The organism is Natrarchaeobius oligotrophus, from assembly GCF_003841465.1.
Lineage (GTDB): Archaea > Halobacteriota > Halobacteria > Halobacteriales > Natrialbaceae > Natrarchaeobius > Natrarchaeobius oligotrophus.
The window spans coordinates 454017-468486 of the sequence record NZ_REFZ01000002.1 but is presented as its reverse complement, the minus strand read 5'-3'; the positions used below and the strand labels follow the sequence as shown (position 1 = coordinate 468486).

Annotated in this window: 12 protein-coding genes; 9 read left to right on the top strand and 3 right to left on the bottom strand. The window is 63.4% G+C overall.

What is annotated here, in order from left to right; translation table 11 throughout:
• The first annotated feature begins 30 nt into the window (after nt 1-30).
• The 3 genes from EA472_RS04885 (at nt 31) to EA472_RS04875 (ending at nt 3605) form a co-directional block, all read left to right on the top strand.
• Complete coding sequence (locus EA472_RS04885) at nt 31-1296, top strand: MgtC/SapB family protein (RefSeq protein ID WP_124190386.1); 1266 nt, start codon at nt 31-33, stop codon at nt 1294-1296.
• A 103-nt stretch (nt 1297-1399) separates the two neighbouring features.
• Nucleotides 1400-2467, top strand: coding sequence for a 2,3-butanediol dehydrogenase (locus tag EA472_RS04880; RefSeq protein ID WP_124190385.1), 1068 nt, complete (start codon nt 1400-1402; stop codon nt 2465-2467).
• Between the two features lie 37 nt (nt 2468-2504).
• Nucleotides 2505-3605, top strand: a complete 1101-nt coding sequence (locus EA472_RS04875; protein ID WP_124190384.1) for a Gfo/Idh/MocA family protein — start codon at nt 2505-2507, stop codon at nt 3603-3605.
• Nucleotides 3606-3785: 180 nt separating this feature from the next.
• Here EA472_RS04875 and EA472_RS04870 read toward each other — a convergent pair whose 3' ends face one another.
• Nucleotides 3786-4589 (bottom strand): sugar phosphate isomerase/epimerase family protein, encoded by an 804-nt coding sequence (locus EA472_RS04870; RefSeq protein ID WP_124190383.1) that lies wholly within the window; start codon nt 4587-4589, stop codon nt 3786-3788.
• A gap of 131 nt (nt 4590-4720) precedes the next feature.
• On the opposite strand from EA472_RS04870, the gene EA472_RS04865 reads away from it, so the two are divergent.
• Entirely contained in the window at nt 4721-5731 is a 1011-nt protein-coding gene (locus EA472_RS04865) for a TIGR03557 family F420-dependent LLM class oxidoreductase (protein ID WP_124190382.1), read from the top strand.
• A 62-nt stretch (nt 5732-5793) separates the two neighbouring features.
• On the top strand, nt 5794-7530 hold the full coding sequence (locus EA472_RS04860) for a thiamine pyrophosphate-binding protein (RefSeq protein WP_124190381.1): 1737 nt from the start codon (nt 5794-5796) through the stop codon (nt 7528-7530).
• 116 nt (nt 7531-7646) lie between these two features.
• Here the strand turns inward: EA472_RS04860 and iolM are convergent, their stop codons facing one another.
• Complete coding sequence (gene iolM / locus EA472_RS04855; RefSeq protein ID WP_124190380.1) at nt 7647-8801, bottom strand: scyllo-inosose 3-dehydrogenase; 1155 nt, start codon at nt 8799-8801, stop codon at nt 7647-7649.
• A gap of 235 nt (nt 8802-9036) precedes the next feature.
• Here iolM and EA472_RS04850 point away from each other — a divergent pair, with 235 nt between their 5' ends.
• The 4 genes from EA472_RS04850 to EA472_RS04835 all read left to right on the top strand — a co-directional run bounded on the left by EA472_RS04850 (nt 9037) and on the right by EA472_RS04835 (nt 13999).
• Complete coding sequence (locus EA472_RS04850) at nt 9037-10932, top strand: ABC transporter substrate-binding protein (protein WP_124190379.1); 1896 nt, start codon at nt 9037-9039, stop codon at nt 10930-10932.
• Nucleotides 10933-11003: 71 nt separating this feature from the next.
• Nucleotides 11004-11996, top strand: coding sequence for an ABC transporter permease (locus EA472_RS04845; RefSeq protein ID WP_124190378.1), 993 nt, complete (start codon nt 11004-11006; stop codon nt 11994-11996).
• Between the two features lies 1 nt (nt 11997).
• Nucleotides 11998-13089 (top strand): ABC transporter permease, encoded by a 1092-nt coding sequence (locus EA472_RS04840; RefSeq protein ID WP_124190377.1) that lies wholly within the window; start codon nt 11998-12000, stop codon nt 13087-13089.
• A 124-nt stretch (nt 13090-13213) separates the two neighbouring features.
• Nucleotides 13214-13999: a sugar phosphate isomerase/epimerase family protein gene (locus EA472_RS04835; RefSeq protein WP_124190376.1), complete on the top strand. Its 786-nt coding sequence runs from the start codon at nt 13214-13216 to the stop codon at nt 13997-13999.
• Nucleotides 14000-14197: 198 nt separating this feature from the next.
• Here the strand turns inward: EA472_RS04835 and EA472_RS04830 are convergent, their stop codons facing one another.
• Complete coding sequence (locus EA472_RS04830; RefSeq protein WP_124190375.1) at nt 14198-14407, bottom strand: hypothetical protein; 210 nt, start codon at nt 14405-14407, stop codon at nt 14198-14200.
• Nucleotides 14408-14470: the final 63 nt, after the last annotated feature.

Below are 14470 nucleotides of genomic sequence, written 5' to 3'. Positions count from 1 at the left end.
CTCTAGCACGACAGAACGAGGACTCACGTAATGATTGAAGACGTAATCGCGGTATTCGAGGTGCCCGAACTGTTGCAGCAGGTCGTGATCGCGATCGCGATCGGCGGTCTGATCGGGATCGAGCGGGAGAAAGAGCCGTCGGACAAGTTCGCGGGGCTACGTACGCTGGCACTTCTGTGCGGCGCTGGACCGGTGATGGTGTACTACGCGAACATTTCCGGGTACGACGGCGCGGTGTTACTCTATCTGATTCTCGCCGCGGTTCTTGCGTTTACGATCGCGTACATCCGATTTACGCTGTCGGGTGGCGAAATCGGATTCACCACGTCCGTCACGGTGTTTTTCGTCGCGCTGCTCGGCGTGATCGTCGGATACGGCCGGTACGTCGAGGCGGCGGCGATCACGATCATCGTCGCGTTCTTGCTGGCCGAGAAAGAGCAGATGGTCAGCTTCGTCGACAGCCTCACGTACGACGAACTCTCCGATGCGATGAAAGTCGGCGCGCTCGTCTTCATCCTGTATCCGATCCTCCCTGCCGAACCCGTCGACCCCTACGGCGTCGTCAACCTCCGCGAGGTGCTCGTCTTCGCGATATTCGTGTTGATGATCGAGTTCTCCGCGTACGTCTCGATGCGCGTCTTCGGCGGCTCGAAGGGGCTGCAGGTGACCGGTCTCCTCGCCGGGATGGCGAACTCCTTCGCGACGGCGGCCGTTATGGCGCGGATGGCGAACAAGTCCCGCGAGGCGCTCGAGGCCGCGTCGTCCGGAATCATGCTCTCGGTGATCTCGATGATCGTCCGCAACGTCGGTCTCGCCTCGATCATCGCGTTTGCGATCTTCTGGGCGATCTGGATCCCTGCGGTCGCGATGATCGCGATCACCGTCGCGATCGCGTACTACCTGCTCAAGACCAGCGACGATCACGACGATATCGACGTCGACATCGACTCGCCGTTCTCGTTCAAGTCGGCCGCGAAGTTCTCGGCGATCTACGTCGCGATCACGATCGTCGCCGTCGTCTCCCAGGAGATGCTCGGCGATGTGGGTCTGCTCGCAACCGCGTACACCGGCGGCCTCATCTCGTCGGCCGCGGTCGCGGTGTCGGCGGCCACCGTCTACAACTCCGGTGCGGCGAGCGTCGAGGCGGCCGGCGGCATGGTGATGCTGGGGATCATGGCCAGCCTCTCCTCGAAGATCGTGCTGGTCGAGATCATCAACGGCCAGATGCGATTGAAGGCCATGCTCCCGATGGCCGTCGTCGGGATCGTCGGCCTCGCCGTCTACTTCGTCGTGTAGGCTCCGTCGGCTCGTCGCCGATCGACGGCATTCGGACGGTTTTTCGTCGCGCTAAACCTGGTTCTCGCATAGTTTTTTGTACGTGCGCTACCGTCTCCCACGCGTGAAAAGCGCACGGTATTACGGACCCCAGGACGTCCGTATCGAAGAGGTAGAGACGCCACCGGTCGGTCCGCTCGAGGTCCGCGTCGACGTCGACTCGTGTGGCATCTGCGGGACCGATCTGCACGAGTACCGCGACGGTCCGATTTTCACGCCGGACGACGCGCATCCGATCACCGGCGTGCGCGTTCCCGTACTCGGCCACGAGTTCTCCGGGATCGTCTCCGAGACCGGTCGGGACGTTTCGCGACTCGAGTCGGGCGACCGAGTCGTGGTCCACCCGAACGTTCCGTGTCACGACTGCACGTACTGCGAGGCGGGTTCCTATCGGCGGTGTCCGAACGCGGTCGCGATCGGCCTACAGACGGCGACCGGCGGATTCGGCGAGCACGCCGTCGTTCCCGAACAGCAGGTCCACCGTCTCCCGGACGACGTTTCGCTCTCGAGCGCGGCGCTGGTCGAACCGCTCGCCGTCGGTCTTCACGCGGTCAGGCGCTCGCCGCTCCAAACTGGCGACACCGTCGCGGTCTTCGGCGCGGGACCGATCGGCCTGTCGGTCGCGTGGGCCGCCGACCGGGCCGGTGCGACGTCGCTGCTCGTCTCCGAGCCGTCCCGACACCGCCGGAGCGCAGCCATCGCCGTCGGCGCCGACGACGCGATCGATCCGTTCGAGACGGACCCCGTCGAGGACGTCCGCACCAGGACGGTCGACGGAGTGGACGTCGCGTTCGAGTTCGCCGGGATACCCGAGACGGTCGACGCCGCGATTCGCTCGACGAGACGCGGCGGAACGGTCGTCGTCGGCAGCGTCTGGAACCGGCCGACTCGCGTCGATCTGAACGACGTCGTCGGGGCCGAACGCGAAATCCGCGGAACGAACTGTTACGGGTTCCCGCCGCGGTCCTTTCGGACCGAGTTCGACGCGGCGATCCGTTCGCTGGCTGATGGCGACGTCGACCCCGACGCGTTCGTCACCGGGACGATTTCTCTCGAGAACCTCGTCGAGGACGGCTTCGAACGCCTCCTCGAGGACGGAACCGATCACGTAAAAATCCTCGTCGAACCGTGAGGCGAACGATGATTCCCGCTACGACTCGATCCACCGCATGACTCTCAGAATCGGTTTTCTCGGCTACGGCATGATGGCACGGGCGCACGCACACGCGTTGAACCGACTTCCGCTGTTCTTTCCGGAGACTCCGGAGACCGAACGGACGATCGTCGCCGGCCGCGATCCGGACGGCGTCGCCGACGCGGCCGAACGGCTCGGCTTCCGGCGGTGGACGACCCACTGGCGGGACGTCGTCCAGGCGGTCGACGTCCTCTACGTCCTCACGCCGCCGACCGCCCACCGCGAACCGACCGTCGCTGCACTCGAGTCGGGGGTTCACGTACTCTGTGAGAAACCGCTCGCAGTCTCCGTTCGCGACGCAGATCGGATGGCCGAGGCGGCCGCCGATTCGGACGCCGTCGCTGGCTGTGGGTTCAACTACAGATTTCTCCCGGCGGTTCAGCTGCTCGAGCGCCTGGTTCAGGAGGGCGAGCTCGGCACGATCCGTCACGTTCGCGGGCAGTTCCTGCAGAACTGGCAGGCCGAGCCGAGCGATCCGTGGACGTGGCGAAACGACGCCGACGTCGCCGGCGCTGGACGGGTCGCCGACGCCGGTTCGCACTCGATCGACCTCGCCCGGTGGCTCGCCGGACCGATCGAGTCGGTGAGCGGCCAGCTCACGACGACCGTCGACGAGCGTCCGGTAGCCGGGACCGACGAGCGCCGCACGGTCACGACCGACGACGCCTATAGCGCACTCGTCCGTTTCTCGTCCGGTGCTCGCGGCGTCTTCGACGGTTCGCGCGTCGCGACCGGCCACACGAACACGAATACGATCGAGGTCGTCGGCTCGAAAGGAACGGCTCGATTTCACTGCGAGCGACTCAACGAACTCGAGGTGATGCGCGAGGGCGACCGCGGCTTCCAGTCGATCAGCGTCACGGATCCCGACGATCCCTACGTCGACCGCTGGTGGCCGCCGGGTCACGGCCTCGGCTGGGAGCACTCGGTCGTCCACGAGAACTACGAGTTCCTCGGTTCGATTCGGGACGACGAACCGTTCGATCCCGGGTTCGAGACGGGCCTCGCTGTCGCCCGCGTCGTCGACGCGATCCGCCGGAGCGACGAGACGGGACGCCGGATCTCGATCCGCTAGTCCAGTTCCACGCGTCGACTGCTGAGCCAAATCATTCGGTGTGGTTCGATTTCGCTCAGCAGTTCAGGCTTGGGACGCCACTAGTGTCACCGGCGAGGGTCGATCGACTCGCAGACGACGTCGACTTCGCTCTCGAGATCGCTGCAATCGTCACCCGGCTAGAAAAGCGTCCGAGGCCGGTTACTGCGCGGCGAGGCTCTCGCGCCACCGATCGACGTTCAGTTTCGCGTGGACGAGCGGACGCTCCGTCTCGTTTTCGATCTCGATCGTGACGTGACCGTCGTAGCCGACGTCCTCGAGCGTTCGAGCGACCGCGTCGAAGTCGATCTCGCCCTCGCCCAGGTCGGTGAACGTCCGGAAGTAGTTGATCACGTTGTCGAGGTGGAACTCACCGGACGTCAGCGCGGCCGTGTGCTCGGCGAAGTCAGCCCCGGGGTCGACGTCTTTCAGGTGAACGTACGCGATGTCGTCCGCGAACCGTTCGATCCCCTCGAGTTCGTCGCCGTAGGGGTAGTAGTGGGCCGTGTCGTACAGCAACTCGAGGGAGTCGGGTCCCTCGTCCAGCCACCGGCGAATCTCGTCGGGCTGTTCGACGTGGGTCGCGCCGTGGTGGTGCATGACGGGGACGAGTCCCGCGTCGGTCGCCGCCGAACAGAACGTCTCGAGCCACGCGGCGAACGTCTCGTCGTCGGTTCCGCCGCGCTGGGGCGGAAGCAGGCCGTAGTACTGCGCCCCCAGCTCGGCGACCGTCTCCGCGTCGTCCGCGAACCCTTCGACGTCCTCGTCGGACTCGAACCAGCCGCTCATCACGCAGTACAGCTCGAGGTCGTGCGTCTCGAACCACGCGCTGACGTTCTCCGGACCCGCCGCTCGAATCTTTTCGAGGCCGATCTCGACGCCGTCGTAGCGACACGCGCCGATATCCGCGATACCTTCCTCGAGTGACGCCTCGTCGTAGAGGATCGTAGTGTATCCGATACCCATGCCAACTCGTACCGAGTACGGTCTCATATAGATTGGGGAGTTCGGCGGAGTGCGTCCGGCTTGTTCGACCCGACCACCGACGCGAGAGAGGATAACGATTTTAACGAGGTAGAGATAATGACGCCCATAGCATGGTTAGCATAGACTACATGGCTCACCAGGAGCAGTACGATCCGAACGAGCTCCTCGAGTACTCATCGCTCGCCGCGCAGGCGGGGTACGAGTTCGTCTGGACGTCCGATCACTTCCACCCGTGGTTCCACACGGACGCCGAGGCCGGCTTCGCCTGGTCCTGGCTCGGCGCGGCCTGCGAGCGCCTCGACGTGCCGATCGGAACCTGCGTCACGCCGGCGACCGGCCACTACCACCCGGGGGTCATCGCTCAGTCGTTCGCGACCCTGCAGGCGATGCACGACGAACGCGTCGTCCTCGGCCTGAGCACCGGCGAGGCGATGAACGAGACGCCGCTGGGTTTCGACTGGCCGGAGTACCCCGAGCGGCGCGACCGGCTCGAGGAATCGCTCCGGATCGTCCGCGCGCTGTGGGGTGACGAAGGGTGGGTCGACGGCGACCTGATCGACGACGACGGCTTCGTCAGCTACGACGGCGACCGGTTCGAACTGGACGAGGCGAAACTGTACACGCTCCCCGAGCGATCGCCGGAGATCCACATCGCGGCGAACGGTCCGAGCACTGCCCGACTGGCCGCCCGCTACGCCGACGGCTTCATCACGGTCAAGAAAGGCGAGGAGTACACCGACAGGCTCTACCCTGCGATCCGACGCTACGCCGAGGAGGAGGGCAACGATCCGGACGCCATCGAGACGACGCTGCTCGTCATCGCTTCGTACGATCCGGACTACGAGAAGGCCGTCGAGTCCACCCGCCCCTGGTGGGCGACCACCCAAAACGTCTTCGACCGGGCGATGGCGAACCCGATGCGGATCGAGCGGGAGGGCGAGAAGGCGACGCGCGAGCAGGTCGAGGACAAGTTCCTCATCGCCGACGAGCCGGAGACGATCGCAGCCCAGCTCGAGGAGTACGCCGAGATGGGCTTCGACAGGATCGCGATCGGAAACACGAGCCCGGAGCCCGAGGCGCTGTTCGAGGTGATGGGCGACGAGGTCATCCCCTCGCTGTAGCTTCGCCGGTCGCCGTTCGACCGAATCTTTATGAGAAACCACGCGAATTCGGAAGACGAGACATGGCTCAACTGACTGGTGGCGAGATCATCGCCAAGTACCTCGAAAAGGAGGGCGTAGAGTACCTCGTCGGAATTCCGGGACACGGAAGCACGAATCTGCTCGACGCGTTCAACGACTCGTCCGTCGACGTTATTCAGCCCCGCCACGAGCAGGGCGCGACGCACCTGGCCGACGGCTACGCCCGCGCGAGCGGAAAGCCACTTGCCGTCTTCACGTCGATCGGACCCGGCGCGACGAACACGGTCACCGGCGCGGCGACGGCGTACGTCGACTCGATCCCGATGGTCATCTTCACGGGCGCACCCCAGACCCACGAGTACGGCCAGGGGATTCTCCAGGAGCTCGATCGACAGAAACAGGGCGACTTCCCGAGCGTGATGGAGCCGGTGACCAAGCGGAGCTTCGTCGTTCGCGACGTCGAACGCCTGCCCCGAATCCTGCGACGGGCGTTCCAGATCGCCGTCACGGGACGGCCGGGTCCCGTCCACGTCGACGTCCCCATGGACGTACAGGGTGCGTCCGCCGACGTCGAGATCCCCGAGCCCGCCGAAACGCGCGCACACAGCCGGCCCGGCGGCGATCCGGACTCGATCGCGGAGGCCGCCGACCTGCTGGCCGACGCCGACCGCCCGGTGATCGTTCCCGGCGGCGGCTGCATGCTGGGCGAGGCCTGGGACGAAATCCAGGAACTGGCGGAACACCTGAAAGCCCCGGTCATCCCGACGTTCCAGGCCAAGGGGATCATCCCCGAAGATCACGATCTGTTCGTCGGCTACGCGGGATGGATCGGCTCGACCGCGGGCAACGAACTCGCGACCAGCGCGGACGTCGTGCTGGCGGTCGGCTGTCGGTTCTCCGATCTCCACACCTCGTCGTTCGAACCCGGCGTGAGCTTTGACATCCCGCCGAGCAAGCTCATCCACGTCGACATCGACAACACCGAGGTCGGCAAGAACTACCCCGTCGAAGTCGGCATCCTCGGAGACGCCAAGGTCGTCACGCAGCAACTACACGACGCCGTCTCCGACCACGTGGACGAAGTGAGCACCGAGGACAACGACTACTACGACGAGATCCAGCGCCTCTGGGCGGAGTGGGAGGAACTCGTCGAGGAGCGTCACACCGACGACGTTCCGATGAGCATCTCGCGGGCGCTCGCGAGTCTTCGCGAGGCCCTCCCCCGGGACGGCCTCGTCGTGACGAGCGCGGGCCAGCCCCAGGAGACGACTAATCCTGAGTTCCCGGTGTACGAGCCGCGAACGAACATCTCCTGTGGCGGCTTCTCGACGATGGGCTTTGGCGTCTCTGCTGCGATCGGTGCGAAGCTCGCCCGTCCCGACAGCCCGGTGGTCGACGTCGAGGGCGACGGCAGCTTCCTCATGTGCAACCAGGAGATCGCGTGTGCGGTCGAACACGACGTCGACGTCACCTGGCTCGTCCTCAACAACCACGGCTGGAAGTCGATCAGAAATCTCCAGGTGAACAAGTACGGCTGGGACCGCGTGCTCAACACCCCGTTCGACGAGGAGACCGACGTCGACTACGTCAAGATGGCCGAGGCGTTCAACGTCGGGTTCGTCGAGCGCGTCGTCAAACCGGAGAACGTCACCGAGACCGTAGAGCGGGCGATCGAGTACGACGGCCCCGCGTTCGTCGAGGTCATCGTCGAACCCGACAATCCCGAGTCGGGCGCGATCATCACGGGCGAGTGGGACCTCGCGGACCTCGAGAAGTAATCGCTCGTCGATCGGAACTCGATTTTCGTCGCGTCTTCAGACGGACCGTCGTCGGCCGGTTCCGACGTAACCGCGACTGCCCTGCGTTGTACGGTATCTCGTTGCGACGAACCGTCTCACATCTCGAGCAGCACTTTTCCGTCGACCCGTTCGGCCGCCCTCTCGAAGGCGTCGTCGGCGTCGGAAAGTGCCATCGTCGTCGTGACGATGGGGCTGTTGTCGACGCGTCCGGCGGCCATCATGCGAATCACTCGCGGGTAGATGCGCTGGCCGGTGTGGCCCTCCGCGCCGTAGATCTGGGCCGTCGATCCCTGGTACTTTCTGAGCGCGATCGCCGGATCGGAGCCGGCGTTGCTGATGTGGACCACGTTCGCACCTTCCGCGAGGCTGTCCTCGATGACCGGATAGGTCTGGGAGACCGCGCCGGACGTTTCGACGTGGACGTCGGCTCCTTCCCCGTTGGTCACCTCGTCGATCACGTCGACGGGATCTCGCTCGAGCGGATCGTACACGTGTTCAAATCCGATCTCCCGGGCGATTGCTCGCCGTTCGTCGGACGGCTCGAAGGCGATTACCGCGCCCGCCCCCGCGCCCCGCGAGACGTTCATTCCGGTGAGCCCGATCGGTCCTGCCCCGTGATAGACGTGATAGTCTCCGGGGAGGATTCCCTCCGCCCGCGCGAAGAGACCGTGGTAAGTGATCGTCGCCGGTTCGATCGTCGCCGCGGCTTTCAACAGTGCGTCCTCGTCGTCGTACGCGTTCCGAAGCGGCGAGACGTTCCAGCACAGCTTCTCCGGAACGGCGACGAACTCCGCGAACGCTCCGGATATCGTGAACCCCAGTTGTTCGAAGCGGTTGCAGTGACCCGGGCTCCCCTGTCGACAGGCGTTACACCGGCCGCAGTAGTCGGTCACCTCCGACGTGACCAGATCCCCCTCCTCGAAGAGCCGGACGTCGGCCCCGGTTTCGACGATCTCGCCTGCGAACTCGTGGCCGATCACGTTCGGAAACGTCGCGTACGCGGAGTAGTGGACGTAGCCATCTTCGTCGGTCGCGAGCATCGACAGGTCGCTGCCGCAGATCCCGGCGTACCGGACCCGGACGAGCACCTCGTCGGAACCGGGCGTCGGACGCTCGCGGGTCTCCACCTCGAGCGTCGAGTTCTTCCAGACGCCGGAGGCGTCCATCGCCCGTCGAGTGCGGTGTTCCCGCTCGGAGACGTCGTACTCTGGTTTCGGTTCCCAGTCGGCGTCGATTACAACGGTGCGCATCGTGTTTTACTCACGGCACGATCGTTTCAATGTTTCCGTCGCTCGAGCGGTCGCTCCCGTCGCTGCCCGGTACCGTCGGTCAGTTTCACCGATAACTCCGTGCGATGGACGCGTCTTTCGGAGAGAAACTGACGGATTTTGAAACGAAATGTGCGAATCTCGAGTATGATTTGGATTCCCGTGAGTGTGAACGACTACCACAAACTTTATACTGATCGGCAGTAGAACTACTTCCATGTCTGAGAGGACAGACCAGAGTGGTAATACACGGCGAGGGGTACTGAAAAAGACCGGTGCCGCTGCATTGACGGTCCCGTTTTTGGCCGGCTGTGCGGAAGACGGCACCGGCGAGACCGGCAATGGCAACGGCAACGGTGGCGGCGGGTTCGAACAGCCGGACAGCGACGAGATCATCGACGCGACGTGGACGCGGGGAATGGACGAGACGGTCGACGACATGAGCTGGAACCCACGCAGCATCACGCTCAGTCCGATCACGCAATACGACGTGTACGCGGGCCTGTGGATCTGGGACTACCTCGAGGGTGAACTCAGCGGCGAGCTGGCGAGCAGCTGGGACATCGACGGGGACGAGGCGTGGGTCGAGTTCTACGACTCGTACTGGCACAACGGGGACAAGTTCACGACGGAGGACGTGGCGATGTCCTTCGACATCATGTTCTGGCAGCAGGAGAACGCGGGAGATCGGGAGGAGCACCCGATCGAAGAGTTCCACATCGAGGACGAGACGTCCGCTCGGATCGTCTTCAGCGGCGACCATCCGCCGTCCTGGGAACACTGGGTCGACATGCCCTGGCGCGGGTACGGTATCCTGTACGACAACCGAAACGTCTCGGCCGAGTGGTACGACAGACTCGACGCCGAAGATCCGGAATCCGACGCCTTCGCCGAGGTGTTCGACGACTTCACGAACACGGAGGACATATACTCCCCCGAGGAGGGCGACTACCCCGTCGGCAACGGGCCGTTCCAGTACAAAGAACACACGGACACGTCCGTCACGTTCGAGCGCTTCGAGGACTACGCGCACGCGGACACGATCAACTTCGCGGAGTCTCGATGGGAGTTCCACGACGATCGCGCGATGGCGTTCTTCGAAGGTGAGATCGACGAATCACGTCACGGCGTACCGCCAGCGCCCGAGGACATGCACCTGATGCCCGACGAGTATCAGCTCTATCGCGAGGGGAACCAGCGAGAGACCGACATCACGTTCAACATCGGGGACGGCGTCCCCGGGGAGGACAGACCGGTCTACGACCGAGCGATTCGAGAGTCGATCAATTACCTCGTCGACAGGGAGGAGTGGTCCGCGATCTTCGGCGAGGAGTGGGAGGTTCTCGAAGAGCCCGAACACCCGATTCCGGAAGGAACGCTGCGGGAACAGCCCCAGGAGTTCCAGGACATGATCCGCGATCTCGACCTCGTCAACCGCGAACACGACATCGAGACGGCGATCGAGCGGGTCAACGCATCCGAGAACTACTACTACGACGAGGACGAGGAGATCGTCGTCTGCGAGAACGGCGACTACCACGTCGACGCCGGCGAACAGGCCCACGTCGAGATCCTTTCGCGCCAGGACATTCGCGCCGACATCTCCCAGCTGCTCAGTCAGTGGATGGACGACTTCGGCTGGTCCGTCGACCGGTTCCCGGTCGACTCCGCGACCGAGTCCGAGCGACGAGAGAACGGAACGTTCGACATCAAGATCAACACGAGTTCCTGTGAAACGGTCGGCGATCACGCCGCCGGTCCCGAAATCGAGACGTACGAGAACCGTATCCACTGGTCCAACCCGCTGCCGGTTCCGGAAGTCAACGACTGGGACGGCGAAATCGTCGGCTGGGACTACATGGAGGCGTGGGAGGAACACGCAGCCTTGCCCGCCGATGCGCCGATGGAAGAGTGGGGACAGTACTACGTCGAGGCGTCGTGGGCGTGGAACTGGCTGTGTGCACGATTCTTCAGCCTCGGCCGCACCGAACCGGGCGCGATCAGGAACGATCAGTTCGCTATCGACGGCGACAGCACGCTCAACCACATCGCGTGGGCCCCCAGCCACGGAATCCGGTCGCCGGAGACGACGATCTGGGCGCGAGAAGAGTAGCCGCGGGCCACGCTGTCCCGTACCACAACGTATAAGTATTGGACCATCCGATTTATCATGACTAAAGGCATATGAACTGGTACTTGCAACGAACGTTACAGATGTTGTTGACCGTGTATGTCGTGATCACGCTCACGTTCGTTCTGACGCGAATGTTACCCGGGAGTGCGATCGGCGTACTGCGTTCGCGACTGGAGGAGGAGACGGACATGAGCCCGGCGGAAGTGGAAGCGGCCATCCAGCAATTCATTAACATTCACCCAGACGATCCGATTCACATCGCGTACCGCGATTACATGCTCGCCACCTTGCAGGGCGATCTCGGCCAGTCGATCTGGTACGGGAGAAGCGTCAACGAGATCGTCGCCGAGGCGATTCCCTGGACGCTATTTATCGTCAGCTGGTCGCTGTTCATCGGCTTTTTCGTCGGCATCATCCTCGGCTCGCTCATGGCGTACTACGAGGGCGGAAAGATCGACGTCGGACTCACGACGTACGGCATGGTCGCTGGATCCATTCCGTACTACATCTTCGCCGTGTTCTTGCTCATCTTCCTGTCCTATCGGACGGGTATCTTCCCGACGTCCGGCCGGGTCGGCAACGTCGAACATGGATTCAACCTCGAGTTCATGGGAAGCGTCATCTACCACGCGGCGCTGCCGACGATCTCGATGATTCTCGCCGGCTCGATCGCGTCGCTTTCGATGCGTGGCAACAGTATCCGCGTTCTCGGTTCCGATTACCTTCGCGTTGCACGCCTCCGCGGCCTCTCGAACAACACGATCATCAGCCAGTACGTCCTTCGCAACGCCGTTCTCCCGATGTACACCAGTTTCATGATCAAGATCGGACAGATGTTCGGCGGCGTCATTATTCTCGAGATGATCTTCGGCTACCACGGGATGGGATGGTTCATGGTCGAATCCGTCGACACCCGCGATTATCCGCTCATGATGGGGTGTTTCATGGTGATCACGATCGCGGTGGTGATCGCCCTGTTCATTGCGGACCTCACCTACCCCAAGATCGATCCACGAGTGACCACCGAAAACGAGGAGCTCTAACATGACGTCTAGAGACAGTCACGAGACAAACGGCGAACCGTCGACCGACCGACCGACCGTTGCCGACGGTTCGGGTGCGCCGGCGAACCCGCTCGACGTCCTGGAGTCCGAGGGCGACGTCGACACCAGCCTCGGAACGTCCGACAAAATCAAGAAGTACCTCCGGATCTATATCTACGAGCCCTGGCTGGTCATGCGACGCGACTGGCGCGCGCTCGTCGGGCTGACGATCATCTCGTCGTACATCATCGTCGGCATCCTCGGCTGGTTGTTCCTCGAACCGACCAGGATGGGCCACGGGCCGAACCAGCTCCCCTGGTTCCGCTCGCTGGCACATCCGCTCGGAACGAACCTGTACGGCGTCGATCTGATGCGTGAGACGATCCACGCGATTCCCATGATTCTGAAAATGATGTTCGCCGGTGGGATGTTTACCATCGTCATGGGAACGGTCGTCGGAACGGTCGCCGGCTACAAGGGCGGTACGGTCGACAAGGTACTGAGCACCATTACCGACGTGTTTATCAACCTTCCCGGACTGCCGCTGGTGATCGTTCTCGCCGTCGTCTTCACGCCCGAAAGCGCCTACGCGCTCGGTATCCTGCTTACAATCGAGTACTGGGCGGGGCTCGCTCGAGCGATCCGATCGCAGGTGCTCCAGATTCGGTACGACGAGTACACCGAAGCCTCGAGAACGATCGGGCTTCCGACGGGAACCATCCTGCTCAAGGACGTTCTCCCGCACCTGGCGCCGTACATTACGATCCGATTCGTCTCGGCGATGCGGACCGTCCTCTTCTCGGCGGTCGGTCTGTACTTCATCGGCGTCCTCCCGGAGGGCGACACCAACTGGGGAATCATGCTGAGCAACGCCTACAACAACGGCGCGATGTACCGGCCACAGCTGCTCCACTGGATACTGATCCCTTCGATCGCGATCGTCGTCCTCTCGATCGGAATGATCTTGCTCTCGCAGTCGCTCGACCGCGTCTTCAACCCACGCGTTCGAGAGAAACACAAAAGCGACGGCGAGGAATCCCTCGAAGAGGAAGATGAGGTCGGTGGCAAAGGGAAGGGCATGACCCTGGGCTAACGATCGACCGTCCGGCTCGATTTTTTCGTTCCCGCGTCGGTAATTCGTCGGTGGCCACTCGTCGATCGGGTGACCCGCTTGCGGGACCGACACGTCTTTGGTGATTCGACGAGACACCGCTTGTATGCCTTCAGTTCGCACGGGATTCAAGGCGCTTCCAGTCGCCGATCTCCGAACGTCGTTCGAACGGGCAGATGAGTACGGCTTCGACTTCCTCGAAGTGCCGTTGCATCCGCTCGAGGAGTGTCGAGAGATCCGACGTCAGTCGGACGACGTCGTCGCGGCGGCCGAGGAAACGAACGTCGACGTCGTCGCTCACCTCCCGCACAAGCCCCGCGACGAGGTGTGTGTCGGATCAGCGGACGATCGCCGTCGAAAGCGAGCGCTCGAGGAGGTGCGAGGTGCCGTCGAGACGGCAAGCGATCTCGGCGCGTCCACGGCCGTCCTCCACGTCGAGGCACCCGAAACCCATCTCGCGGACGCGGACGAGGCGCTCCTGTTCGACGTGCTCGAGTCGCTCAGCGAGTTCGCCCGATCGAACGACGTCGAACTGTGTTACGAGAACCTCTCGAGACGGTATCCCACGCTCGACGACTTCCCGCGGCTGCTCGAGTGCACCACCGTCTCTCTCACCGTCGACACCGGTCACGCCCGGGTAAACGGCTACACCTCGGCTGAAATCGCGGCGTTCGCCGCCGACCACGCGGACAGGATCTCCCACGTCCACCTGAACGACACCCGCGGACCGGAAGACGAACACCTCCCGTTCGGTGCCGGAACGATCGACTTCGATCTACTCTTGGGCTCGCTCCGGGACGCCGGTTGGAGCGGAACGCTGACGACCGAGGTCAAGACCCACGACTTCGATTACATCCGCCTCGGAAAGGAGAAACTGGACGAGTTGATCTAGCGGGGTCGTCGAAACGCGTTACTCACCGCACCTGCTCGAGCTGCCGGCGTCTGCCGCGCCGGCGGCCGATTCGCGAGTGAAAGTGCAGTGGCGTCCGTCGACCGCTATTTGCGCCACCGCGAACGAACGCGCTTCGATCGCCGTCGTTCGAGTGCTGGTGATTCGGCGGATCGTTTCGACGTCGCGGCCAGGCTCGTGTTAGTCTTCGTCCTCGTCGTTCGAGGCGGGCGCGACCTTGTCGATCATACTGAACTGGAAGTAGACCGTCCAGAAGACGGCGAAGACGAACCCCAGCACGAGTATCGTCATCCGATCGTCGATTCCGTACGCCATGGTGATGTACGCCGCGCTCAACACGACGCCGTAATTGTACAGGAGGACGGCCACGTTTGCCGACGTGATTTGCATACAGGCCGTTGTCACCCCCCTGTCCTAAAGGTTGCCGTCCGGCGTACCCGATCGCGGTTCCCC

What these genes read in the sequence shown, in the direction of transcription:
- EA472_RS04870 (WP_124190383.1), bottom strand. Translation starts at nt 4,589, where the DNA reads ATGGGTATCGGATACACTACGATCCTCTACGACGAGGCGTCACTCGAG.
- EA472_RS04865 (WP_124190382.1), top strand. Translation starts at nt 4,721, where the DNA reads ATGGTTAGCATAGACTACATGGCTCACCAGGAGCAGTACGATCCGAAC.
- EA472_RS04885 (WP_124190386.1), top strand. Translation starts at nt 31, where the DNA reads ATGATTGAAGACGTAATCGCGGTATTCGAGGTGCCCGAACTGTTGCAG.
- EA472_RS04830 (WP_124190375.1), bottom strand. Translation starts at nt 14,407, where the DNA reads ATGCAAATCACGTCGGCAAACGTGGCCGTCCTCCTGTACAATTACGGC.
- EA472_RS04845 (WP_124190378.1), top strand. Translation starts at nt 11,004, where the DNA reads ATGAACTGGTACTTGCAACGAACGTTACAGATGTTGTTGACCGTGTAT.
- EA472_RS04875 (WP_124190384.1), top strand. Translation starts at nt 2,505, where the DNA reads ATGACTCTCAGAATCGGTTTTCTCGGCTACGGCATGATGGCACGGGCG.
- EA472_RS04860 (WP_124190381.1), top strand. Translation starts at nt 5,794, where the DNA reads ATGGCTCAACTGACTGGTGGCGAGATCATCGCCAAGTACCTCGAAAAG.
- iolM (WP_124190380.1), bottom strand. Translation starts at nt 8,801, where the DNA reads ATGCGCACCGTTGTAATCGACGCCGACTGGGAACCGAAACCAGAGTAC.
- EA472_RS04835 (WP_124190376.1), top strand. Translation starts at nt 13,214, where the DNA reads ATGCCTTCAGTTCGCACGGGATTCAAGGCGCTTCCAGTCGCCGATCTC.
- EA472_RS04840 (WP_124190377.1), top strand. Translation starts at nt 11,998, where the DNA reads ATGACGTCTAGAGACAGTCACGAGACAAACGGCGAACCGTCGACCGAC.
- EA472_RS04850 (WP_124190379.1), top strand. Translation starts at nt 9,037, where the DNA reads ATGTCTGAGAGGACAGACCAGAGTGGTAATACACGGCGAGGGGTACTG.